This window comes from Micromonospora sp. NPDC049089 (genome assembly GCF_040648775.1).
In the GTDB taxonomy this organism is placed as follows: Bacteria; Actinomycetota; Actinomycetes; order Mycobacteriales; family Micromonosporaceae; genus Micromonospora.
This window is the reverse complement of record NZ_JBEZEH010000077.1, coordinates 1-22169: the sequence shown is the minus strand read 5'-3', so window position 1 is coordinate 22169 and position 22169 is coordinate 1. Positions and strand designations below refer to the sequence as shown.

The 22169-nt window shown below is 70.9% G+C and carries 24 protein-coding genes; 13 read left to right on the top strand and 11 right to left on the bottom strand.

The window, feature by feature from the left end; translation table 11 throughout:
- The first annotated feature begins 21 nt into the window (after window positions 1–21).
- Both AB0B48_RS15615 and AB0B48_RS15610 read left to right on the top strand, forming a co-directional pair.
- A complete protein-coding gene (locus AB0B48_RS15615) occupies window positions 22–1017 on the top strand; it encodes a ribonucleotide-diphosphate reductase subunit beta (RefSeq protein ID WP_357201421.1) in 996 nt (331 codons plus the stop codon).
- Between the two features lie 177 nt (window positions 1018–1194).
- Window positions 1195–1692, top strand: a complete 498-nt coding sequence (locus tag AB0B48_RS15610) for an N-acetyltransferase family protein (RefSeq protein ID WP_357201411.1) — start codon at window positions 1195–1197, stop codon at window positions 1690–1692.
- Window positions 1693–1717: 25 nt separating this feature from the next.
- On the opposite strand, the gene AB0B48_RS15605 is transcribed toward AB0B48_RS15610, so the two are convergent.
- On the bottom strand, window positions 1718–2071 hold the full coding sequence (locus tag AB0B48_RS15605) for a TraR/DksA C4-type zinc finger protein (RefSeq protein ID WP_357201408.1): 354 nt from the start codon (window positions 2069–2071) through the stop codon (window positions 1718–1720).
- Window positions 2072–2188: 117 nt separating this feature from the next.
- Here AB0B48_RS15605 and AB0B48_RS15600 point away from each other — a divergent pair, with 117 nt between their 5' ends.
- Entirely contained in the window at window positions 2189–2779 is a 591-nt protein-coding gene (locus tag AB0B48_RS15600; protein WP_357201405.1) for a TetR family transcriptional regulator C-terminal domain-containing protein, read from the top strand.
- A gap of 121 nt (window positions 2780–2900) precedes the next feature.
- Complete coding sequence (locus tag AB0B48_RS15595) at window positions 2901–3251, top strand: DUF1330 domain-containing protein (RefSeq protein WP_357201402.1); 351 nt, start codon at window positions 2901–2903, stop codon at window positions 3249–3251.
- A 63-nt stretch (window positions 3252–3314) separates the two neighbouring features.
- Here AB0B48_RS15595 and AB0B48_RS15590 read toward each other — a convergent pair whose 3' ends face one another.
- From AB0B48_RS15590 to AB0B48_RS15570, 5 genes are all read right to left on the bottom strand, one after another.
- Window positions 3315–4526, bottom strand: a complete 1212-nt coding sequence (locus tag AB0B48_RS15590; RefSeq protein WP_357201399.1) for a ferritin-like domain-containing protein — start codon at window positions 4524–4526, stop codon at window positions 3315–3317.
- On the bottom strand, window positions 4523–5368 hold the full coding sequence (locus AB0B48_RS15585) for a PhnD/SsuA/transferrin family substrate-binding protein (RefSeq protein ID WP_357201396.1): 846 nt from the start codon (window positions 5366–5368) through the stop codon (window positions 4523–4525). Before AB0B48_RS15585 ends, AB0B48_RS15590 begins: the two co-directional genes overlap by 4 nt.
- A complete protein-coding gene (locus AB0B48_RS15580) occupies window positions 5368–6537 on the bottom strand; it encodes an acyl-CoA dehydrogenase family protein (RefSeq protein ID WP_357201393.1) in 1170 nt (389 codons plus the stop codon). The genes AB0B48_RS15585 and AB0B48_RS15580 overlap by 1 nt, the downstream gene beginning before the upstream one ends.
- A 77-nt stretch (window positions 6538–6614) precedes the next feature.
- Window positions 6615–7559, bottom strand: a complete 945-nt coding sequence (locus tag AB0B48_RS15575; RefSeq protein ID WP_357201390.1) for an ion transporter — start codon at window positions 7557–7559, stop codon at window positions 6615–6617.
- A 94-nt stretch (window positions 7560–7653) separates the two neighbouring features.
- On the bottom strand, window positions 7654–8490 hold the full coding sequence (locus AB0B48_RS15570; RefSeq protein WP_357201387.1) for an alpha/beta fold hydrolase: 837 nt from the start codon (window positions 8488–8490) through the stop codon (window positions 7654–7656).
- A 65-nt stretch (window positions 8491–8555) separates the two neighbouring features.
- Between AB0B48_RS15570 and AB0B48_RS15565 the strand changes: the two genes are divergently transcribed.
- Together AB0B48_RS15565 and AB0B48_RS15560 are read left to right on the top strand one after the other, a co-directional pair.
- On the top strand, window positions 8556–9254 hold the full coding sequence (locus AB0B48_RS15565) for a helix-turn-helix domain-containing protein (protein ID WP_357201384.1): 699 nt from the start codon (window positions 8556–8558) through the stop codon (window positions 9252–9254).
- A gap of 102 nt (window positions 9255–9356) precedes the next feature.
- Window positions 9357–9716 (top strand): hypothetical protein, encoded by a 360-nt coding sequence (locus AB0B48_RS15560; RefSeq protein ID WP_357201381.1) that lies wholly within the window; start codon window positions 9357–9359, stop codon window positions 9714–9716.
- 27 nt (window positions 9717–9743) lie between these two features.
- Here AB0B48_RS15560 and AB0B48_RS15555 read toward each other — a convergent pair whose 3' ends face one another.
- Both AB0B48_RS15555 and AB0B48_RS15550 read right to left on the bottom strand, forming a co-directional pair.
- Window positions 9744–10205: a GNAT family N-acetyltransferase gene (locus AB0B48_RS15555; RefSeq protein WP_357201378.1), complete on the bottom strand. Its 462-nt coding sequence runs from the start codon at window positions 10203–10205 to the stop codon at window positions 9744–9746.
- A gap of 170 nt (window positions 10206–10375) precedes the next feature.
- Window positions 10376–11233 (bottom strand): SDR family oxidoreductase, encoded by an 858-nt coding sequence (locus AB0B48_RS15550; RefSeq protein ID WP_357201375.1) that lies wholly within the window; start codon window positions 11231–11233, stop codon window positions 10376–10378.
- A gap of 95 nt (window positions 11234–11328) precedes the next feature.
- Here AB0B48_RS15550 and AB0B48_RS15545 point away from each other — a divergent pair, with 95 nt between their 5' ends.
- A complete protein-coding gene (locus AB0B48_RS15545) occupies window positions 11329–11724 on the top strand; it encodes a helix-turn-helix domain-containing protein (protein ID WP_357201418.1) in 396 nt (131 codons plus the stop codon).
- Here the strand turns inward: AB0B48_RS15545 and AB0B48_RS15540 are convergent.
- Entirely contained in the window at window positions 11721–12665 is a 945-nt protein-coding gene (locus tag AB0B48_RS15540) for a DMT family transporter (RefSeq protein ID WP_357201372.1), read from the bottom strand. The genes AB0B48_RS15545 and AB0B48_RS15540 overlap by 4 nt on opposite strands.
- Here AB0B48_RS15540 and AB0B48_RS15535 point away from each other — a divergent pair.
- Window positions 12664–14052, top strand: a complete 1389-nt coding sequence (locus AB0B48_RS15535) for a PLP-dependent aminotransferase family protein (RefSeq protein WP_357201369.1) — start codon at window positions 12664–12666, stop codon at window positions 14050–14052. The two genes, AB0B48_RS15540 and AB0B48_RS15535, sit on opposite strands and share 2 nt — an antisense overlap.
- Before the next feature lie 28 nt (window positions 14053–14080).
- Here the strand turns inward: AB0B48_RS15535 and AB0B48_RS15530 are convergent, their stop codons facing one another.
- A complete protein-coding gene (locus AB0B48_RS15530) occupies window positions 14081–15043 on the bottom strand; it encodes an AraC family transcriptional regulator (RefSeq protein WP_357201366.1) in 963 nt (320 codons plus the stop codon).
- A 353-nt stretch (window positions 15044–15396) separates the two neighbouring features.
- Between AB0B48_RS15530 and AB0B48_RS15525 the strand changes: the two genes are divergently transcribed.
- A complete protein-coding gene (locus AB0B48_RS15525) occupies window positions 15397–16059 on the top strand; it encodes a hypothetical protein (protein WP_357201363.1) in 663 nt (220 codons plus the stop codon).
- 235 nt (window positions 16060–16294) lie between these two features.
- Window positions 16295–17806, top strand: coding sequence for a phosphoesterase (locus tag AB0B48_RS15520; RefSeq protein ID WP_355010023.1), 1512 nt, complete (start codon window positions 16295–16297; stop codon window positions 17804–17806).
- A 93-nt stretch (window positions 17807–17899) separates the two neighbouring features.
- On the opposite strand, the gene AB0B48_RS15515 is transcribed toward AB0B48_RS15520, so the two are convergent.
- Window positions 17900–18502 (bottom strand): MarR family winged helix-turn-helix transcriptional regulator, encoded by a 603-nt coding sequence (locus tag AB0B48_RS15515; RefSeq protein WP_357201359.1) that lies wholly within the window; start codon window positions 18500–18502, stop codon window positions 17900–17902.
- A 114-nt stretch (window positions 18503–18616) separates the two neighbouring features.
- Here AB0B48_RS15515 and AB0B48_RS15510 point away from each other — a divergent pair, with 114 nt between their 5' ends.
- From AB0B48_RS15510 to AB0B48_RS15500, 3 genes are all read left to right on the top strand, one after another.
- Window positions 18617–20194: an LLM class flavin-dependent oxidoreductase gene (locus AB0B48_RS15510; RefSeq protein WP_357201356.1), complete on the top strand. Its 1578-nt coding sequence runs from the start codon at window positions 18617–18619 to the stop codon at window positions 20192–20194.
- A 63-nt stretch (window positions 20195–20257) separates the two neighbouring features.
- Window positions 20258–20854: a helix-turn-helix domain-containing protein gene (locus tag AB0B48_RS15505; RefSeq protein ID WP_357201353.1), complete on the top strand. Its 597-nt coding sequence runs from the start codon at window positions 20258–20260 to the stop codon at window positions 20852–20854.
- Window positions 20851–22131 carry an MFS transporter gene (locus tag AB0B48_RS15500; RefSeq protein ID WP_357201350.1) on the top strand — a complete coding sequence of 427 codons (1281 nt, stop codon included), beginning with the start codon at window positions 20851–20853 and terminating at the stop codon, window positions 22129–22131. Before AB0B48_RS15505 ends, AB0B48_RS15500 begins: the two co-directional genes overlap by 4 nt.
- Window positions 22132–22169: the final 38 nt, after the last annotated feature.

Sequence of the window (22169 nt, the reverse complement as noted above, 5' to 3'; positions counted from 1 at the left end):
ACCGACACGAGGACCACGCACATGCTGCTCGACCCCGGGATGGACCTCACTCTCCGCCCGATGCGTTACCCGCACTTCTTCGACCGGTTCCGCGACGCGATCCGCAACACCTGGACCGTCGAGGAGGTCGACCTGCACGCCGACCTCGCCGACCTGGACAGGTTGTCGCCGGCCGAACGGCACCTGGTCAGCCGCCTGGTGGCGTTCTTCGCCACCGGTGACACAATCGTCGCCAACAACCTGGTGCTCAACCTCTACCAGCACGTCAACAGCCCGGAGGGTCGCCTCTACCTGTCCCGCCAACTGTTCGAGGAGGCCGTGCACGTCCAGTTCTATCTCAACCTGCTCGACACGTACGTGCCCGACGAGACGGAGCGCTTCGAGGCCTTCGCGGCCATCGAGAACATCCCCTCGATCCGTCGTAAGGCCGAGTTCTGCTTCCGGTGGATCGACTCTCTCAGCGACCTGCGGGAGCTGCGGTCCCGCGAGGACCGGCGCACGTTCCTGCTCAACCTCATCTGCTTCGCCGCCTGCATCGAGGGGTTGTTCTTCTACGGCGCGTTCGCCTACGTCTACTTCCTACGTTCCCGTGGTTTGCTGCACGGTCTCGCCTCGGGCACCAACTGGGTGTTCCGCGACGAGTCCATGCACATGGCGTTCGCGTTCGACGTCGTCGACACCGTGCGCGCCGAGGAGCCGGACCTGTTCGACGACGACCTCGCCGACCAGGTTCGCCGGATGCTCACCGAGGCGGTCGAGTGTGAGGTGCAGTTCGCCGAGGACCTGGTGGGCCACGGCGTGCCCGGTCTGACATTGGCCGACATGCGGGAGTACCTCCAGCACGTCGCCGACCGCCGCCTCGCCCAGCTCGGCATCGCGCCGCACTACGGGTCGAACAACCCGTTCGGCTTCATGGAGTTGCAGGACGTGCAGGAGCTGTCCAACTTCTTCGAGCGGCGGGTGTCGGCGTACCAGGTCGGGGTGACCGGCACCGTCGCCTTCGACGACGACTTCTAACGACCTCGGTCCCTGCGCTTCCGTTGATCAGGTGATGAAAAGTAGCTTGGAGACGACCTCAACAGCTACTTCTCATCCCCTGATCACGGATGTGGCCCGTTCAGCTGTGAACCTGTGAGTAAGTCAGGCAAGCAAGCCGAGACGGGGGTGGTCGCGTGCCCGGAAAGGAACGTGCTGATGGTCGACATCACCGTGCGGCCCATGACCGACGCCGACGCCGACCGGGTCCTGGCGATCTACCAGGCCGGCCTGGACACCGGTGACGCCAGTTTCGAGGTCACCGCGCCGGGCTGGGCGGTGTTCAGCGCCGCTCGGCTGAGCGGGCACCGGTTCGTGGCCGTCGACCCGGGTGGAACGGTGCTTGGCTGGGTCGCCGTCTCGCCGACCTCGACCCGCGCGGTGTACGCCGGTGTGGTGGAGCACTCCGTGTACGTCGACCCGGCCGCCCAGGGCCGTGGGATCGCCCGACTGCTGCTGGACGCGTTGATCACCTCCACCGAGGCCGACGGCGTCTGGACGATCCAGTCCGGGGTCTTTCCGGAGAACACCGCCAGCCTGGCGCTGCACCAGCGTGCCGGATTCCGGGTCATCGGCGTCCGTGAGCGGGTTGGTCGCCACCACGGACGCTGGCGCGACGTCATTCTGTTGGAACGGCGCAGCCCCACCATCGCCTGAGAAGTCCGCCGGTCGGCGGCGGCTGTCACCGTCGGGCGGCGCAGGCCACACACGTACGTGCTGACGGGCGGGCAGCCAGCCGTGCGGCGGGAATCGGGCGGCCACAGCCCTCGCACACGCCGTAGCTGCCGTCGTCGACCCGTCGCAGCGCGACGTCCAGCTCGGCCAGGCGTCGGCGGGTGGCGTCCAGGACGGCCGTGAGCTGCGCGCGTTCGAAGGCGATCGTGCTGCCCTCGGGGTCGTGCTCGTCATCGGCGTTGGACGAGCGGGACGCCTCGAAGAGGCTCCGGAGGTCGCCGTCCAGGGCGGTGGCCTGGGCCTCGGTCTGCTCGCGCAGTCGCAGCAGCTCCTCGCGGACCGCGCTGGAATCCCTGTTCATGGCCTCTCCACAGTACCTGGGGGATGACAGCTGTCACATCACTGGCATTCCGAGACGACCGGTCATATTGTGGTGTCTGTCAGCCAGTCGGAACCCTGGGCGGAAGGAGCGCACGAGATGCCACGACCGAAGTCGCCGACCTCCGCCGGAACCCGGCAACGGTTGTCCGACGCCGCGTTGGACCTGTTCCACCTGCGCGGCTACAACGGGACGAGCGTCCAGGACATCGTCGCTGCAGCCGGGGCGCCCAAGGGCACCTTCTACAACCACTTCGCCAGCAAGGAGGACCTCGCCCTGGACTCGGTGGCGAGATACTCCGCGGCGATGGGGCTGGAGATGCTCGACGAGAAGCAGGGCGGCACACCGCTTGAGCGGATCACCGATCATCTGAGATACGTCACCGGCCTCGGCGACACCATGGGTGATCGCGGATGCCTGCTCGGCAACTTCGCCACCGAGATCCCGGCGCACAGCGATGCCCTGCGCAACGCCGTCGACGCCGGCTTCGGCCGCTGGGTCGCCGCGCTCGCCATGGCGATCGAGCAGGCGCGGTCTGCCGGTGAACTGCACGGCGACGAACCTGCCACCGATCTCGCCGGCTTCGTCGTCTCCAGCTACGAGGGCGCGGCAGCCCGGGCGAAGGCATCCGGTGATCCGGCCGCCCTCCGGGAGTTCTTCACGATCACCACGGCCCGGATCCTCACCTGATCCGCGTCCGTTCCCGTCGGTAACAGTCCGGGTCTTTCCATCCGGGGCGACGTGTACCCAATCCAAGACGACCGGTCGTACGCCTTCGGCCGGGGCCAGCACCTGAATTGAGGAGTGAGACATGAGCACTTACCTGATCAATCACCTGCGTATCCCGGGCGGAGTGCCGACCGAGGAGTCCCTGCGGTACCTGGAGCAGGTGCAGGCCACCACCGAGGCGTACGGCGCCAAGTGGCTCGTCCTCGATGCCCAGGTGGAGGTCCTTGAGGGCAGTTGGCCCGGGTCGGTCGTGCTGATCGAGTTCCCCGACGCGGAGACCGCCAGGACCTGGTACAACTCGCCCGAGTACCAGGCGATCCTGGCGCTACGCGTCGATCACACCATCAACGACCTGGTCCTTGTGGACTCCGTCGGCCCGGACTTCACGGTGGCCGGCTACGCGCGTCAGATCCGCACCCTGCTCGGCCAGTGACCAGTTCTCGCTGACCTGCCGTACGCCGATTCCCGCGCACCGCACGTCGTGCGCGGGAATCGGCTACATGAAGTTGCGGGTGTGCAGGGCGGACAGCGCGGCCGCCTCGTCGGGCCGGAAACCCAGGCGGACCAGCCGGCGCTGACGGCCCTGATCCATGGCGTGTTGCAGAGCCCGCACCCGGTCGAAGCCGGCGGACACGTCGTCCGGGTGCCACCCACCCGCCGCGAGCACCACCAACGCGTCGAAGACGTCAGCGTTGAGGCCCGCCGTGTCGACGAGCGCGTCGTGACGGCGGTGGATGGCCGCCCGCAGCCGGTCGCGCAGCAGTGGATCCGACTGCGCCTGATGCTCCAGGTGTGCCATGCCGAACACCACGTGCCGGCGCTCGTCCTGCATGGCGAGCCAACAGATCCGGCGTGTCACCGGGTCCGGGGCGAACTCGTGCAGGAAGGACAGCAGATCGACGAAGCTGCCCTCGCCGAGCACGGAGAGCAGGAACGACGCCAGCGCGAAGTCCGACTCCGCGACGAGGGTGAACAGCGACTGCCGACCGCCGGCGGACGACGTGCCCATCTCGGTGCCCCGTAGCAGTGCCCGCCGGCTGAAGACCTCCATGTGTCGGGCCTCGTCGGCCACCTGCACGGCGAGAAGCTGCACGACCTCCCGGAAGTGCGGGTGGATACGCCCCAGGAACCGGGCCGGCACGACGAGCGCTGCCTGCTCGTTCTCGACCAGGTACGTCATCACCTGCACCACCGCGGCCTCGACGTCGGCCGGCAACGCGAACGGGTCGTCCCACGGCACCGCGGTCTGCGGGTCCCACTGTCGCGCGGCGGCCTGCGCGTACAGGTGGGGGGCGATGTCGGCCCAGACCAGGTCGCGGTCGTCCAGGTCGAACCGGGCTTCGGGACCACCGGCCTCCAGGAGCGCGCCACGGGCACCGAGCCCCCATCGTGCGGGTGGCCGGCTGCTGAGCGCCGACGGCAGGGCCGGCCCGGCCCGCTCCGCGCCGAACCAGCGGTCGTCGTCCACCGACCCCCGGATGACGACGGCGACCAGGTCGCTCCGGTCACCCCGATCCGGCCACTCGACCCGGTGGCCCCGGCCACGACACCAGGCGGGCAGGTGTACGCGCAGCGCCGGGTCGCGACCGGAGACCGCCAACCGGCCTCCCGGCGGCATCCCGGCCAGGGCGCGCTGCACCAGCACGTGTGCGCCCCCGCCGAAACCCAGCACACCCAGGTCGAGCGCGGCGACAGGTGTCGCGCTCACGGCCGGTAGTCCGTGGCCGTCACCCGCCCGTCGGCGGAGTAGAAACCGCTGGTGTCGACGGCGTCGGCGAGGACGTCGTACCCCGTGATGCGGCCCTCCCGCCAGGCCGTCAACCCCTCCAGGTCCAGCAGCGGACGCACCTGCGGATCGGCGTACGACATGCCGAGCAGGAGCGTGCCGAAGAGCCGGACCCCGTCGGACTCCGGTGCGCGGACCGTCATGTTGCAGTGGTCGTAGCGTGCGGTCTGCGCCACGATCCGGGTTCCCTCGGGCGGTAGCGTGCCCTCCTGGACGAACGCCAGATGGTTGGCGTCGATCATGCAGGCGGCGTCGACCTCCCCGGCCACCAGGGCGCGGGCCGCGTCGCGCTCACCGCCGATGTGGTCGCCGTGCAGGCCGACACCCACGTCGAAGCGGCGTACGTCGACAGTGACCCCGCGCGCGGCGAGGTGATGCAACGGGATCAGCGTCGCCTGTGGACTGTCGACCGCCCCGACGGCGACCACGCGTTCGGCGAGGTCCGCGAGTTGGCGCACCGGCGAGTCCGCGCGGACCACCACGACCGAGGTGAGGTCCTGGTCGGTGTCGCGCATGGTGAGCGCGCGTACGGCAGTGCCGTTGGCGGACGCCAGCCGCTCGGCCCGCAGGTAGGCCAGGGGAGAGTTCCAGGCCGCGTCGATCCGCCCGGCGATGAGATCCTCGACCTGTCGCTCGTAGTGCGAGTAGAGGACGAAGTCGAAGTCCAGGCCCCGCCCGCGCAGCCAGGTGCGGAAGCCCTCCCAGATGGTCACCACCTTCGGGTCGTACGCGACAGCGCCCAGCAGAACGGTTGGCGCGGGCATCAGCGGTTGGCCTCGTCGAGCAGTGGCAGCCCGGTGGCGACCCGACCGACGAAATCGTGCAGCGCGTCGGTGGTCGGTGCCATCACCCGGGCCGCGCGGGCGTCCCGGAACCGGCGCTCGAGGCCCAACTCCTTGCGGAATGCGCTGCCGCCGCAGAGCTGCAACGCGCCGTCGGTCACGTCGGCGACGGTCTCGCCGGCGAGCGCCTTGACCTGGAGCACCCGCAGCATCGCGTCGTCGCGGCCGGTCTCCAGGGCGGTGAGCGTGTCACCCAGGAAGGCCCGCAGCGCGTCGGTGCGGATCATCAGCCGGGCGAGGTCGCGTCGGGTGACGGGCGCGTCGCGCAGGGCGGCCCCGGTGTGCGCGAGCGTGGTCCTGGTGAGATGTCGGCCGGCCTCGGCCACCGCGCTGTCGGCCAGACCGAGACAGAAGGCGGCGTTGAGCACCAGGAACCAGGGCAGGACCGCGCCGAGCGCGGTGTCGAGCCCGGCCCCGTCGGCCGCCATCCTCGCCGTCGACGGAACCCGCAACCCGTCGGCGGTCATCGGGCGGGAGCCGTTGCCCCGCAGGCCCAGCCCGTCGAAGTCGCCTGCCACGCTGAGGCCGGCGCTGTCGGAAGGCACCAGCCACAGCGTCATCGGGCCGGCGTCGGGGGTCAGCGGAAGGCTCGACCAGACGTAGCTGTTGGCCTCGCCAGCCGCGGTGACCCAGCTCTTCCGGGCATCGAGGCGGACGGTGTCGTCGTCGGCCGCGGTAGCGGTGCCGGTCGGCGACCAGAAGTGGCTGCGCGAGCCGTACTCGGAGAACGCCAGCGTGGTGAGGTGATCGCCGGCGGCGATGGCCGCGCGGACGTCTCGTGGACCGTGCGCCTCGATGACGGCGGTCGCCGCGTAGTGCATGAGCACCACCATCGCGGTGGATCCGCACTCGGCGGCCAGCCGCTCGATCACCTCGGCGACCGCCCGCATGCCGTGGCCGGCGCCGCCGACCTCGGGCGAGGAGGCCAGGCCGAGGAGGCCGGCTGCGGCGAGAGCATCGACACCCGGACGGGGGAAGGCCCCGTCCCGGTCGACGATCGGCGCCTGCGGGCGGATCACGTCGTCGATCACCGTGCCGAGCGTGTCCGTGGAATCGGTGGCGGTCTGGGCATTGTCGACGCTGGCCGTCATGCCGGTACTCCTTCAGGAGGGCCGATGGGACGTCCGCCGACCCTATCCGAACGCGAGAACGCAGCGCGAGTGTCGAATCACCGTCTGGCGCGGGCGTTGTCCCGGTGGGATCGGCCGTGCCCGTCGTCGCGGTCGATGCGCAACTCGCGTTCCAACTCGGTGATGACCGCCCGCAGATCGTCCAGTCGTTGGGTGAGCGCGATCCGGTCCACCTCGTCCGGTACGCCGTCGCCGTCCTCGTCGTATCCGGGGGCCAGTCGCTCGGTCATCTCCAGCCGGCGGGCCTCCTCCATGGAGTTCACGATGACCGCGATGAGGATGTTGAGCAGCAGGTTGACGGTGACGATCACGTAGCTGACGTAGTAGAGCAGTGTCCACGGTGAGATCGCCATGCCCTGCTCGATGAGGTCCGGCAGCGTCTCCAGAGACAACAGCACGAACAACGTCAGCAGTGACCGGCCGATGTCGCCGTACTCCTCCGGATACCGGTTACCGAAGATGAGCCAGCCGGCCATCCCGTAGACGTAGAGCGTCACCACGGCCAGGGCGAAGAACCCGGTGACGCCCGGCAGGCTGCGCCACAGCGCGGAGACGATGGTCCGCAGACCTGGCGAGAACCGCACCAGGCGGACCATGCGGACGACCCGGACGACCCGTAGCAGCGCCGGGTCGCCGTGCAGGCCCGGAATGAAGATCGCCGCGATCACCACGAAGTCGAAGACGTTCCAGCCGTGCCGGAAGAAGTCCTGCGGGCGTCTGCCGTACGCCGCCAACCGGATGGCGATCTCGACGACGAAGACGGCTCGGAAGAACAGCTCCAGCCCGTGCAGCACGGTGCCCGCCGGGCTCAGGTCGTCGTACGTCTCCAGGCCGAGAACGATGCCGTTGGCGAGGATGACCACGACGATGGCGATCTCGAAAGGGCGGGACCGGGCGAGCTGGTCGCACCGGTCGGCCCATCCCGAGCGCGGGTCCGGTGTGGACGGCCCACCCCGGGGGGCGGGCACGGGTGCGTCACTCACCAGTCGGCCGGCTCGATCGTGTGACGGTGCGAATGGTGTGCGGGCATGCCCACCAGCCTAGCCAAGATCAAGACAGTGGAGGTCGCGCGACCACTCAGGAGCGGGGCATCCGCTCTGTCGTCACGGGCGCGGCGAAGAAGGCGGCGAGTGGTTCGACGGTTCTCGGGTGCGCCCGGTTGATGGCGTCGTGACCACTGCGCGGGATGGTCAGGGTCCGGGCGTGCGGCAGCGCGCGGGCCAGCGCCTCGTTCTGGTGCACGTAGTAGGGCGGGCCGTCGGCCCCGCAGGCCAGCAGCACCTCGGCGCGCACCCCGGCCCACCGGGTGGCCGGGCCGTCGTGCGCCAGGATCAGCGCCGCCTCGTCCAACGTCGTCGGCAGCAGCTCGCCCATGGTCCGGCCGATCGGCGTACGCAGGAACGCACGGATGATCGCGGTCCGAATGCCGAGTGGGAGTTTCGCCCCCGCCATCTGCGAGTTGATCCCGGCGGTCGTGATGGCGAGGCTGCGGGCGGTGTCGCCGGCCTGTGCCGCCGCCCGGGCCGGCGCGAGCCAGCCCGACGGGAAGCTGCCGTCGATCGAGACGGCGGCGTCGTAGAGGGCGAGTCGGTCGATCGGCAGTCGGAGCGCGGCTTCGAGCGCCAGGAAACCGCCGCCGCTGTGGCCGATGACGTTGCCGGACCCGGTGTGCTCCAGCACGGCGGCGAGGTCGTCGACCTCCTGATCCGCGGTGTAGGGCACCGACCTCGGTGGCGCGTCGGCCCGTCCCCGTCGGTTGTAGAGGTGAACGCTGAACCGGTCGGCGAGTGCCGCGGCCAGCCGCCGGTAGACGTCGATCGTCACGCCGCCGCCGTGCACCACGACGATCCCCGGCCCCGTCCCGGTTGAGTGCAGCACGATCGTCGCGCCGTCCCGTGCTGTGACCTGCTCCATGTCTGGTCCACCCTTCTCCCGCCGACAAACAACTGCAAACGACGTTCGCAGTTTACAGTAGGTCAGTGAGCGACGCACCCGCGAGTACCGGCGACGGCCGCCCCGAGCCGCAGTCGATCTGGAGCAGACCCGAACGCGGCAGCCGTGGCCCCGCCCCGGCACACAGTCGGGACGTCATCGTGGAGGCCGCCCTCGCCCTGGCCGACGCCGAAGGGCTGGCTGCGGTGTCGATGCGCGCGGTGGCCGCCTCGCTCGGCACCGGTGCCGGATCCCTCTACCGCTACCTGTCGTCCCGCGACGACCTGTTGGACCTGATGACCGATCGGGCGGTGGGGGAGCTGCGCCCGTACCCGCAGGTGGAAGGCGACTGGCTGGAAACGATGGTGCTGCTGGGGCGACGGCAGTTGGCGCTGTTCGGTGCCCACCCGTGGTTGCCCGACGTGATCCATCGGCCCTCGGGCGCCGGCCCGGAGAGCCTGGCCTGGTTCGACAACTGCATCAGGGTCCTGGAGCCCGTGCGCTGCCCGGTGACCGCCAAGTTCGAGGCCATCGCGATGATGACAGGCGTGGTGAGCCTCTTCGCCCGCCGCGAATCCGCGGCCGGGGCGTTCAGCTTCGCCGGGGTGGACCTCACGACGTACCCGCACCTCGTCGCGGCGTTCAGCCAGCCCGCCGGACCACCGCCCCGGGCGGACCTCGTCGAGCGGACCCTGCGCGGTCTGCTCACCGGCCTGCTGGTCGTGGAGTCGACCGAGTCGGGCTGAGCGGATCGGCGTACGGGCGGTGTCCGTCGTTCGTCCGCCACCGCGACGCCCGCTGGTCTAGGTTCTCGATGGTGAGCGGGACCAGCTGCGAAGAGGTGCGCGATGTCCGACCCTGATCTTGCCGACCTGCGCCGACGGGCCACTGACGGTGACCGGGACGCCGTCGACCAGCTCGTCGAGCTCGCGGGGGAGCGGGGTGACCTCACCGAACTGCGTCAGCTGGCCGAGGACGGCAACGCCGACGCGGCGGCCCAGCTTGTCGAACTCGCCACCGAACTCGGCGACATGGGCGAGTTGCGGCGTCTCGCCGACCGGGGCGACAAGGACGCCGCTGACCAGCTCGTCGAGTTGGCCGCGGAGCGGGCCGACGTCGGTGAACTTCGCCGGCTCGCCGACGGCGGGAACCGGGACGCCGCCGACGTCCTGGCCGAGCTCACCGAGGAGCAGGACGAGGCGGAGTAGTCGGCCGGGGCGGGGTGGCGGTCGACGTCACGTCGTGGCGGTGAGGTATCGGCGGTAGCCGAGGGCGGACTGCGCGAACCCGAGGGACGCGTAGAACCGGTGGGCGTCGGTACGCGCGGCGTTCGACACCAGTTGGACCTTGTAGCAGCCGGCCGCCGTCGCCTCGTCGAGCGCCGCCAGCATGAGGGCCCGGGCGATTCCACGACGACGCCAGTCGGACGTGACCACCACGTTCTCCACCACCATGTACGGTCGCGCCCCGTGGGTGAGGTTGGGGACGACGACGGTGTCCAGCGTGCCCACGAAGGTGTCCCCGGCGACGGCCAGCAGGAGGCGGCGGCCAGCCTGGGCGTGCAGGTCACGCCAGGCGGTGGCGAGCCGGTCGGCGTGCGGCCGTGCGTCGTTCGGAGCTAGCTGCCACAGCACGTCGAAGACCAGTTCGGGGTCGTCCTGCGCCACGGCGGCGCGGATGACGACGTCGCCGCTCACCGGGCCGACGCCGGACTGTCCAGATCGGACGGCGCGGAATGCCGACGTCGTTGCCCCGCGTACCGGGAGAGCCGGCTGTCGATGTGCCTCACCATGACGCCGAGAATACGGTCACCCGGTGGCGGGCGACGGCGACCTGCCACCGCCGCCCGCTTCGGCGATGACCCCGGTCAGGCCCGCGCCGCCCGCACGGCGTCGCGCAGTGGAGTGCTCGGTCGGCCGATCAGCCGGCTCAGGTCGTCGCTGTCGGTCGCCAGCTCGCCGTCGGCGATGGACTGGTCGAGCGCGGCGACGAAACCGGCGGTGCCCGCGTCCAGGCCGACGTTCTCCAGGGCCGAGGCCAGCTCGGCGGCGGACATGTCCTGGTGAACGACACTGGTGCCGGTCACCTCGGTGACGGCCTCGGCAAGCTCGTCGAAGGTGAACGCCGTACCGCCCAGTTCGTAGACGGCGTTGCCGTCCTCATCCCGGGTCAGCGCGGCCACGGCCGCCCCCGCGTAGTCGGCCCGGGGCGCGGCGGAGATCTTGCTGCCGCCGGTGGCGCCGAGGATCGTGCCGGACCCCAGGTACTGCGGTAGCTGGTCGGTGTAGTTCTCGGTGTACCAACCGTTGCGCAGCACGGTGTAGGCCAGGCCGGACGCGGCGAGCACCTCCTCGGTGGCCTTGTGCTCGGGGGCGAGCGGGTTCGCGGTGGTGTCGGCCTTCAGGATGCTCGTGTACACGAGACGCTCGACGCCGGCGAGCTTGGCGGCGTCGATGACCGCGGTGTGCTGCGCGACGCGCTGACCGGGAGTGTCGCCGGAGATGAGCAGCAGGCGGCGTACGCCGGCCACGGCTCCGGGCAGCGTCGACGGGTCGTCGTAGTTGGCCTTGCGGATCTCGACGCCGCGCGTGGCCAGGTCGGCGGCCTTCTCCGGGCTGCGGACGATGGCGGCGATGTCGCTGGCGGGCACCCCGTTGTCGAGCAGTTGCCCGATCACGAGGCGGCCCAGCCGGCCGGTGGCGCCGGTGACGGCATAGGTGGGCATGGGAACCTCCGGAGGTAGTGACAGATTAGCAGGCACTTACGAATCTACAGCACTAACCAACGGGCAGCGTGGGTTAGGCTGGTGAGGTGAGCGACATGCCGGCCCAGGACCCGGCGGGGCCTACCCAGGAATTCGTCAGCGATGTCTTCGCCCGGGGTTGCACCTCCCGCGCGGCCTTCGAGGACGTCACCTCCAAGTGGGCCTCGCTGGCCCTGTTGGCGCTCGGAGAGGGCCGCTACCGCTTCAACGCGCTGCGTCGGCGCATCGACGGGGTCAGCGAGCGGATGCTCTCCCAGACCCTGCAGACCCTCGAACGCGACGGGATGCTCACCCGCGAGGTGCTCACCGCGATCCCACCGCGCGTCGAATACTCGCTGACCCCCCTCGGCACCCGGGTCGCCGAGCAACTGCGTGGCCTCGCCGATCTGCTGGAGGCATCGGTGCCCGAGGTGCAGACCGCCCGCGACAGCCACGAGCGCGACCGGGGCTAGGCTGCCTCGCGTCGCGTCACGACCGTCCGTGGGCTCTGGCGGATGCGCTGGGTCGCCACGACGCATCCCAGCACCGCCAGCGCCGCCACGATCGAGGCGGGGGAGACCACCTCGCCGAGCAGCAGCGCCGACCATCCCAGGGTCAGCACCGGCTGGGCGAGTTGGACCTGGCCCACCTGCGCTACACCGCCCCGGGCCAGGCCCGCGTACCAGGCGAAGAAGCCCAGGAACATCGAGACCCCGGTGAGATAGCCGAACGCCGACCAGCCGAGAGCGTCGGCCCGCGGCGGACTGACGGCGGCGGCAACGGCCGTGACCGGAACGGTGATGGGCAGCGAGAGCAGCAACGCCCAGCAGATCGTCCGGGCGCCGCCCAACTCGCGGGCGAGCGCGCCGCCCTCGGCGTAGCCAAGGCCGCAGAGCACGACCGCCGCGAGCAGGAACAGGTCGGGCAGGGTGAGGGCACCGCGTACCGCGCCACTGGCGCCGAGAAAGGCGAGAACCGCCAGCAGCCCGCCGGCGCTCACGATCCAGAACAGCGGCGGTGGGCGTTCGCCGGCCCGCAGCACCGCGAACACGGCCGTCATCGCGGGCAGCGCGGCGATGACGACCGCGCTGTGCGCGGAGGTCTGGGTGAGAAGCGCCATCGAGGTGAACAGGGGAAAGCCGACGACGACTCCGAGAGCGACGATCGGCAGCCGTCGCCACTGACCGTGGGTGGGCCGCGGTGCGCCGGTGAGACGCAGGTACGCCCATGCCAGCAGCCCCGCGCCGACGGCCCGGCCGAAAGCGACGAACCACGGGTCGAGTTGCTGCACGGCCATGCGGGTGACCGGAAGTGACAGGCTGAAGCCGAGCACGCCCAGGGCGCCGAGACCGAGCCCGGAGAGCCGGTCCGCTGTTACCGTGTTTTCCGCAGTAGCGCTACTGTTGTCCCTCATGGAAAACGGTAACGCAGCCCAGCGCGTTATCCAAGATCTGCGGACCCTCGCGGCCGTCGCAGGCCCCGGTGCCCGGCTGCCCTCGGTACGAGAGCTGACCGCCCGACATCAGGCCTCGCCGGTCACCGTCGCCGAGGCCATCCGACAGTTGGCGGCCGAAGGGCTGATCGAGGCGCGACCCGGCCGAGGCACCTTTGTGGCCACTGCACCGGACGAGCCGGGCGTACCCGACCTGTCCTGGCAGACCGTCGCGCTCGGGCCCCGCCGGTTCGGTCAGGATGAGATGCAGGCGCTGTTGGCGCTGACGCCCGCCGGAACGATTCCGCTGTCCGGTGGCTACCTCGACGCGGACCTACAGCCTGCCGCTGCGCTCGGAGCCGCCCTCACCCGAGCCGCCCGCCAGCCCGCGAGCTGGCAGCGGGGGCCGGTCGAGGGCCGCGCGGACCTGCGCGCGTGGTTCGCCCGCGAGGCCGGGGCGGGGCTGCATGCCGAGGACATGGTGATCTGCCCCGGCGGGCAGGCCGCCCTGTCGTCCGCGTTGCGGGCCCTCACCGCGCCCGGTGATGCCCTGCTCGTCGAGTCGCCGACCTACCTGGGTGCGTTGGCCGCCGCCCGCGCGGCCGGGCTGCGGGTGGTGCCCGTGCCCGCTGACGCCGACGGGGTACGACCCGACCAACTCGCCGCCGCGTTCGCCCGCACCGACGCCCGGCTCTTCTACTGCCAGCCCCTGTACGCCAACCCCCACGGCGCGACGTTGGCGGAGCATCGCCGGGCGCAGGTCGCCGCTGTCGTCCGCGAGGCCGGGGCGTTCCTGATCGAGGACGACTACGCCCGTGACCTCACCATCGACGATCCGGCTCCGCCACCACTGGCCAGCGACGATCCCGACGGTCACGTCATCTACCTTCGTTCACTGACCAAGTCGACCGCCCCCGGGCTGCGCGTCGCCGCCATCGGAGCCCGCGGCGCGGCCGGAGCGCGACTGCGCGCCGCCCGGCTGCTCGACGACTTCTTCGTCGCCGGACCACTGCAACAGGCGGCGATCGACTTCGTCACCTCTCCGTCGTGGTCGCGGCATCACCGGGCACTGCGCACAGCCCTCCGGATACGCCGTGACGCGTTGCTGACCGCGCTACGCCGGCATCTGCCCGGCATTGCCCCCCCATCGATCCCACGTGGCGGCATGCACCTCTGGGTGCGACTCGCCGCCGGCACCGACGAGGCGGCACTGGTCGCTGCCGCGGCGGCCGAGGGTGTCGCCGTCTTCCCGGGCCGGCCGTGGTACGCGGCCGACCCCCCGGCCCCGCACCTACGCCTCACCTACGCGGCAGCCGCACCCGAACTCATGGACGAGGCCGTTCGACGCCTCGCCCGCGTCCTCGGTTGACCACCGGTCGCCTGTCCGGTGCGTGGTTTCAGGCATTCAGCGTCTCGCGCGGCGGCACACCGAAGCTGGCGTGGTATCGCGCGGTGAACCTGCTGTGGCTGGCGAATCCCCACCGACTGGCGATCGCCGAGACGGTCTCCTGGCGCGGGTCGGCGCGTATCAGGTCGTGGTGCGCTCGGACGAGCCGTACTCGACGCAGGTAGGCCATCGGGGTGGTCCCGAGGTGGCGGCGGAAGGCGAGTTGAACCGCCCGGAGGGAGACGCCGGCGGCGCTGGCGATGTCGGCCGCGCTGATGTTCCGGTCGGCGTGCTCCTCCAGGAACGTGATCGCCCGTCGCAGCGTGGCGGTGGTGGCGTCGTTCCGGTCCGCGGCGGTTGGTTCGGTGAACGCGGTGTTGGGGAAGATCGCGAGCGCCGCCGCGGCGAGCATCCGGGCGGCGTTGCCGATAACCAGTGGCTGTGCCCCGGCGGCCGGGCTGTTCAACACGACGTCGCGGACGAAGCTGGTGGTGTTGCGCCACTGCCGGGCGAGATCCGCGCTGGCGGCACCGAGCTCGGTGAACTCGATCCGACCGGGCCGGCGGGCCGGCGCGGTGGTGGCCACCTGCGCCAGCACCGACAGGTCCAGTACGCAGAGCTCCACCTCACCGGGATGCCAGTGCACGCTGCATGGCTCCTGCGGCCTGGTGACGAGAAAGACGTCCCCGGGGCCGAACCGGTGGTCCGATCCGCCGCAGGAGCGGTCGACGCGTGCGGTGCGGGTGCGACCGATGACCAGCCCATCGAGGGTGCTGGCATCGATCTCGAGGTGCCCGGTCTGTCGGGTGGTCGCGATGGCGAAGGGGCCGGTGTCGACGCGGTGGTGGGTGAGCCGGTACCCGTTCCTGCTCTGGATTCGCAGTTTCGGATCGTAGGTGTCGGACAGGAATTCCTGGATGGCCGTGGGATCACGGCTGTCGAACCGATAGGTCTGCACATGCGATGACGTCATCCGCTGTCTCCGTCCGGTGGAGGTGCCGCCGGGTGCTGGAACGGTTGCCGGCGGCAGGTTCGGGACGTGCCGGGGTGCTCGGCGATGACCGGCACTTCGTTGGCCGGAGGTGCGGTGAAGAGACGCAATATCTGTAGATGGGAATTCCACCATACGACAATCGCCGACGGGCCGTACTGCGAATTACGGCGATGTGTCAGCAGCTCGACTTCGTTTTCCGGCTAGCGCGCCGAATGGTTCTGCGTCCGCTGTCCTAGCCACCCGCGTGGCCGACAGCGAAATCTTGTTCATGATTCGTCGGAGGATGACCGACCGGCTCACTGCCGGGAGGCTGACCCACGGAGGGGGAAGCGTTGGACGGTACCGATCCTGAGCGCGTCGTTCGGCTGGCCGTCGCCGAGGCGCTGGCCCGGGTGGCGGACGAGGACAGCCTGGGTCTGGGCGAGGGGGACGCGCTGGAGAGGCTCGGGCGTGGGCTCCGGGAGGTCCTGCGGCGCGCACTCGACGACCGGGTGCCGCTGACCACGCCGGAGTTCGTCGACCTCTGCCGGGACCTGCGTCTGCACCGTGACGCCTTCGACCTGCTCGGGCACTACCTGATGACCGCGTTGCTGGCCCAGCACGTCGGACCGGACGCCCTGATCCGCGTCGGCGTGCTCTTCGGCACTGTCGGGCGTTACCTGCCCGGCGCCCGTCCGGTGGCCCACCGCAACGAAGGTCCCGCCGCACGGCGACGCGACGTGCGCTCGGACAACAGCGTCGTCGGTCGGTACCGGCGCGCCAAGCTGCCGGAGCACCTCCCCAACCCGCCGAGCTGGACCTGCACCGGATGCGGCCGCGAGTGGCCCTGCGCCACCAAGCAGAGTCAACTGCTCGCCGAGTTCGGTGGAGCGCGCGCCTCCCTCGCGGTCTATCTGGGCTCCTGCCTCGTCGCCGCCGCCGAGGACCTGCCCACGATGCCGTTGCCCCGGGTCCGGCTCCGCTTCCTGGGCTGGCTGCCGCGCGCCCGGATCTGACCGGGCCGTCGGCGGGGGACCGGTCGGTGAACGCCCTGGCCCGGCCCCGCCGGGGCCGGGCCGGACGGGACACCGCGCGATCACGGGGTGACCCGCTGCTGACCGGCCCGGCGCTTCGGCCAGGTCGGGGCAGGGTGTTCATCGCGCGCACCCGCTGCGTACGGCGGCTGTTCACCGCCTTCTCCGAGGCTCCTTGATCGAAAGAGCATTCGCTTGATCGAGGAGAGGCTCTCAGGTGAGAGACAAGCATCCCGAAGAGACCGAGCACGCGCAGCTGTCCCGGCGCAAGCTGGTCAAGTACGCGGGCGTCGGCGCGACGCTGGCCGCGGCCAGCCCACTGGTCGGCGCCGGCGCGGCCTGGGCCGCTGAGGACCGCCGACCGGGTGACGACGACAAGACCGACCGGGGTAATTCCAAGAACCGGGCGTGGCGTGCGGGCGACCACCACATCCACTCCGAGTACAGCGGCGAGTTCGACACCACGAAGTCCCCGATCGTCTTCCACAAGGGCGCGGACGCGGTCTACCCGATCGTCACCAACGCCATCATGGCGAAGAACTTCGGCCTGACCTGGGCGATGTGCACCGACCACGGTGGACCGACCCACTCGAAGGTGAACATCGAGCAGGCGTACCCCGACCTGCTGCGGTCCCGCAAGCTGGTCCCCGAGGTGCTCCAGTTCTGGGGAATGGAGTTCGACGCGCCCTCGCTGGACCACCACACGCTGATGATCCCGCGCCATGAGGACGAGGCGAAGCAGCTCTTCGAGCTGGAGAGCCGATTCGCCAAGTACGACGCGTTCCCCACCGACCCGGCCCGCGACACCGAGGCCAAGATGGTGGAGTTCCTCAAGGTGGCCCGGGGCATGCCGCACAAGCCGCTGGTGATCGCCCACCACGCGTCCCGTTCGGCGCCCGGTCTCGGCGTCTACGGTCAGGACACCCCGCGCGAGTTCCGCAACGGCAACAACGCCGCGCCGGACGTCTACATCGGCTTCGAGGGCGCGCCCGGTCACCAGGCCGGCCCGCTCAACGGCGGCAAGCGGGGCGGCTACGGCAACCACCCCACCTACGGCGGCTTCGACCAGATGACCGCCCGGGTCGGCGGCCTGTGGGACTCACTGCTCGGCGAGGGCCGGCGCTGGTGGATCACCGCGACCTCGGACTCGCACGTGCACTGGACCCGGGGCGGCTCCGACTTCTGGCCCGGCGAGTACAGCAAGACGTACGTGCACGCCCGCCAGGACTACGGCGACATCATGGACGGCCTGCGCAACGGCCGGATCTGGGTCACCACCGGTGACCTGATCCGCAGCCTCGACGTCACCGCCACGTCCCAGGGCAGGACCGCCGAGGTCGGCGAGACGATCACGGTGAGCCGTCGTAGCCGTACCGATGTCGAGATCGAGATCACCTTCCGCCCGCTGGGTGGGGTGAACGCGAACGGCGACCGACCCGAGGTCCGCCGGGTCGACCTGATCGTCGGCCAGATCACCGGCCCGAGCGCCAGCCTGGACGCCGACACCAATCCCACCACCACCGTGGCGGCCCGGTTCGGCCCGCGGGACTGGCGTCGGCGGGGCGACAGCTACGTCATCCGGCACACCCTGCGCAATGTCGAGGCGGACACCTACGCACGGGTGCGCGGCACCAGCACCGACGAGGCCGAGCCGCTCGCCGACGGGCTGGAGAGCCCGTGGGACGACCTGTGGTTCTACTCGAACCCGGTCTTCGTGCACGTGCGCTGACCGATGCGGTAGCGACATCGCGGGCCTGTCCGGCACCGCTCGACGGACGACGTCCGGTGGTGCGGGGCAGGCCCGTTGCGCTGCGGTCGCAGGTCAGTCGGGCCTGCTGCGGCCGGCTCGGGGAGTGGCGGTTCGCCCACCCCGCGCCGCCGCGGCACCGCTGCGACGTGTAGCGGGCGCGGCAGGCTCCGGGTCGGCCTGCACCTGTGTCACCACCTCGCAGAGGTCACGCAGCGGGTCCGCCGCCTGGGCCGAGCAGGCGACCTTCTGGAGCAGTGACCGCAGCGTCGCCGACTCGGCCGGGGTGAGCGCCCCCAGCAGATGCGACTCGACCTGCCGCAGTGCGACCCGCCGCTTTTCCCAGGCGGCACGGCCGGCGTCGGTGACCTCGATGAGCCGGTTGCGCCGGTCGGCCGGGTCCGCGCGCCGGGCGACGAACCCGGGCCGCTCCAGGTCGTCGATCAGGTACGTGAGGACGGTGCGGTCGATGCCGATCTCCTCGGCGATCGCGCCCTGGTTTCGGGCCGGCCCGTTGCTGGCCGCGGTGAGTAGTTGGTAGCCGCGCGGGCCACCGGGAAAGTCGGTGAGCGCGTGCTCGGCCGCCCGGACGTAGCCGCGGAAGACGATGCCGAGCATCCAGCCCAGGTCGTCGTCGAGCGGATCGGGCCGGTCCGGCCGGTGAGAGGCACCCGTCATCCCCCGACAATACCGCAGCGAGGCAGACCTTGTTGGCAGAAGATGTTCTGTCTGGCATAAGGTTATGGTCACGGCGCATCGACCGAGGCGTCGGGGAAATGGGGAGGCTCGCAGATGAGCGACTACGGCCACGACCTGGTCTTCGGCTCCTTCGTCACGCCCAGCGCTGACAATCCGGACCGTACGGTCGGTGTCGCCGTCCTGGCCGAGCAGGTCGGGTTGGACCTGGTCACCTTTCAGGATCACCCGTACCAGCCGGCGTTCCTCGACACCTGGACGCTGCTGAGCTTCGTGGCGGCCCGCACCAGCCGGGTGCACCTGGCGGCGAACGTGACGAACCTGCCGCTGCGCCCGCCGGCGGTGCTCGCCCGCAGTGTGGCCAGCCTGGATCTGCTCAGCGGTGGCCGGGTCGGCCTCGGCCTCGGGGCAGGGGCGTTCTGGGACGCCATCGAGGCGATGGGCGGTCGGCGGCTGACCCCCGGCCAGGGCGTACGGGCGCTGGAGGAGGCCATCGAGGTCGTCCGTCAGCTCTGGGACGTCGAGACGCGCGGCGGAGTGCGGGTCGACGGCGAGTTCTACCAGGTGGTGGGTGCCAAGCGCGGTCCGGCTCCGGCCCACGCGGTGCCGATCTGGCTGGGCGCGTACAAGCCCCGGATGCTCCAGCTCACCGGTCGTCGGGCCGACGGTTGGCTGCCCTCGCTGGGCTACCTCCAGCCCGGTGATCTGACCAGGGGCAACGCGATCATCGACGACGCCGCGCAGCAGGCTGGCCGGTCCCCGCAGGACGTGCGTCGGTTGCTCAACATCGCCGGGGAGTTCTCGGGCGTCGGGCGCGGCCCGCTGAACGGACCCGCCGAGCAGTGGGCCGAGGAGCTGGCTGAGCTGGCGCTGGAGGAGGGCGTCGGCACCTTCATCCTGGGCAGCGACGACCCCGACGACCTGCGCCGCTTCGCCGGCGAGGTGGCGCCCGCCGTCCGCGAGCTCGTCGCCGCCGAACGTGACCGGGGCGCGGCTCCGGCACGTACGCCGGAACCGGAGCCGGAGCCGGTCGCTGCGCCGCCGGTCCGGGCGAGCCGCGCCACCGCGACCGGTGGTGCGTTCGCCGTGGTGCCGACCCCCGACGACGGCGTACGGCGAAGCGAGCGGCAGGTGTGGGACGAGGCGGCCCGGCCGACCGGGCCCGCGCCCGACCCGGAGCGCACCTACACCCCGCAGGAGCAGGCCACCGGCGCGCACCTCGTGCAGGTCCACGACGGGCTGCGCGCCGAGCTGACCCAAATTCACGACCTGATCGAGCAGGTGGCGGCCGGCGAGATCGACGCCGGTGCGGCCCGGTCCCACATCAACACGATGACCATGCGGCAGAACCGGTGGACCCTCGGCGTCTACTGCGAGTCCTACTGCCGCATCGTCACCACCCACCACACGATCGAGGACCAGTCGCTCTTTCCCAGGTTGCGGGCTCGTGACCCGCGACTCGCCTCGGTGGTCGACCGGCTGGAGCAGGAGCATCACGTCATCCACGACGTGCTGGAGGGTGTCGATCGGGCCCTGGTCGCGTACGTCGGTTCTCCGGACGGGCTCGCCGAGCTGCGGGCCGCGGTGGACCTGCTGACCGACGCCCTCCTGTCGCACCTCAGCTACGAGGAGCGGGAACTGGTTGAGCCGTTGGCGCGTCTGGGCATCGCCTGATCAGCGCGCCGCTGCGGCGGCTCGGGGTTGCCCCGATCTAATCTGAGAGACTACTCTCGAAACATGTCTCTCAAGAATCCGTACGGGGATTTCGAGATCACCGAGCCGCAGGCGCTACGGGCGCTGGCCCACCCGGTGCGGCTGGCCATCCTCGAACACCTTCAGCGGCACGGCCCGGCGACGGCGACCGGGCTCTCGCCGCACGTCGGCGCCACACCGTCGGTGGTCAGCTGGCACCTGCGGCACCTCGCGACCTTCGGACTGGTCAACGACTGGGACGGCGCCACCAGCAGGCGGGAACGCTGGTGGCAGGCCGTCGCCCGGGGCTTCCGCTTCACCGCGCCCGACAGCGCCGAAGGGCAGTCCGCCAGCCAGCAGTTGCGCGGCGAGATGTTCGCCCGCAACGCCGACGCGCCCCAGCAGTGGCTGCTGCGAGAGGAGCCCCGGCTGGACCCCGAGTGGCGCGCGCTGGCCGGCATGGCCGACACCCGGTTCGTGGCCACGGCCGATGAGCTCCGCCAGCTGGAGGAGTCGATCGAAGAGCTGATCGCCCCGTACGTGCGGCGCAAGGAGGAGTCGGCCCCGGACGGCGCGCGGATTGTCCGGATGCTGCGCTACCTCCTGCCCGAGCCCGGCGACGACGACGCGGCCACGTCATGACCGCCACCGGCACCGGCTCCGTCAGCGCCACCGGAGCCGTGCCCCCGCCGGCCCTGCACCGCGACCGACGGTTCCGCACCTTCTGGATCAGCGAAACGATCTCCCAGTTCGGTGACCGGATCAGCGAACTGGCTCTGCCGCTGATCGCCGTCACCCTGCTCACCGCGACGCCCATTCAGGTGAGCGTCCTCACCGCGCTGATCTGGCTGCCCAACCTCCTGGGCCTCTTCCTCGGTGCGTGGGTCGACCAGCGCACCCACAAGCGGCGACTCCTGATCATCGCGGACCTGGTCCGCGCCGCGGTGCTGCTCAGCCTGCCGGTGGCCTACCTGTTCGACGCGATCACCCTCACCCAGCTCTACCTGGTGGCACTGCTCACCGGCCTCGGAGCGGTCCTGTTCGCCATGGCGCGTCAGGCGTTCTTCGTCGCGCTGGTGCCGCGATCGGCGTACGTGGACGCGAACAGCAAGCTGAGCATGAGCCGGTCGCTGTCGTTCATCGCCGGCCCGGCCGTCGGCGGCGGGCTCGTCCAGGCCCTCAGCGCGCCGGTCGCGATCCTCGTCGACGCGGTGTCGTTCCTCGGCTCCGCGCTGCTGCTCCGCCGCATCCCGGTGACCGAGACGCCGCCACCGCCGCGTCGAACGTCCACGCTGGGCCTGGTCCGCGAAGGGCTCACGCTGGTGCTGCGGCACCCGGTGCTGCGGGCCGCCCTCGGCTGCACCAGCACTGTCAACTTCTTCACCTTCATCGCCGGCGCGCTGCTGGTCCTCTACGCCAGCCGCGAACTCAACCTGTCGGCCGGCGCGATCGGGATCGCCCTCGGGTTCGGAGCGCTCGGCGGCTTCGCGGGAGCGGCGCTCGCACCACGGGTCTCCCGCGCCATCGGCCTGGGCCGTACCGCCATGATCGGGGCGGTGCTCTTCCCCGCGCCGCTGGCGCTGACCGCGCTGGTCTCCGGACCTACCTGGACGAAGGTGGCCATGCTGGCGGCCATCGAGCTCGTCTCCAGCATCGGCGTGATGCTCATGGACGTGAACCTCAACGCCCTGCTCACCGCCGTGACACCCGACGACGCGCGGGGACGCCGGGCCGGCGCCTACAGCGCCGTCAACTACGGCATCCGACCGCTCGGTGCGCTGGTCGGCGGCACCTTGGGCACCACCATCGGGCTGCGGCCCACCCTGGCCATCGCCGGCCTCGGCGGCGTGCTCGCCGTGCTGTGGTTGTTCGCGTCACCGGTGCGCCACATCCACACCCTCGACGAAACGGCGACCTGACCGACGAGGCGGCGCGGTGTCCTGGGCCGCGGCCCAGG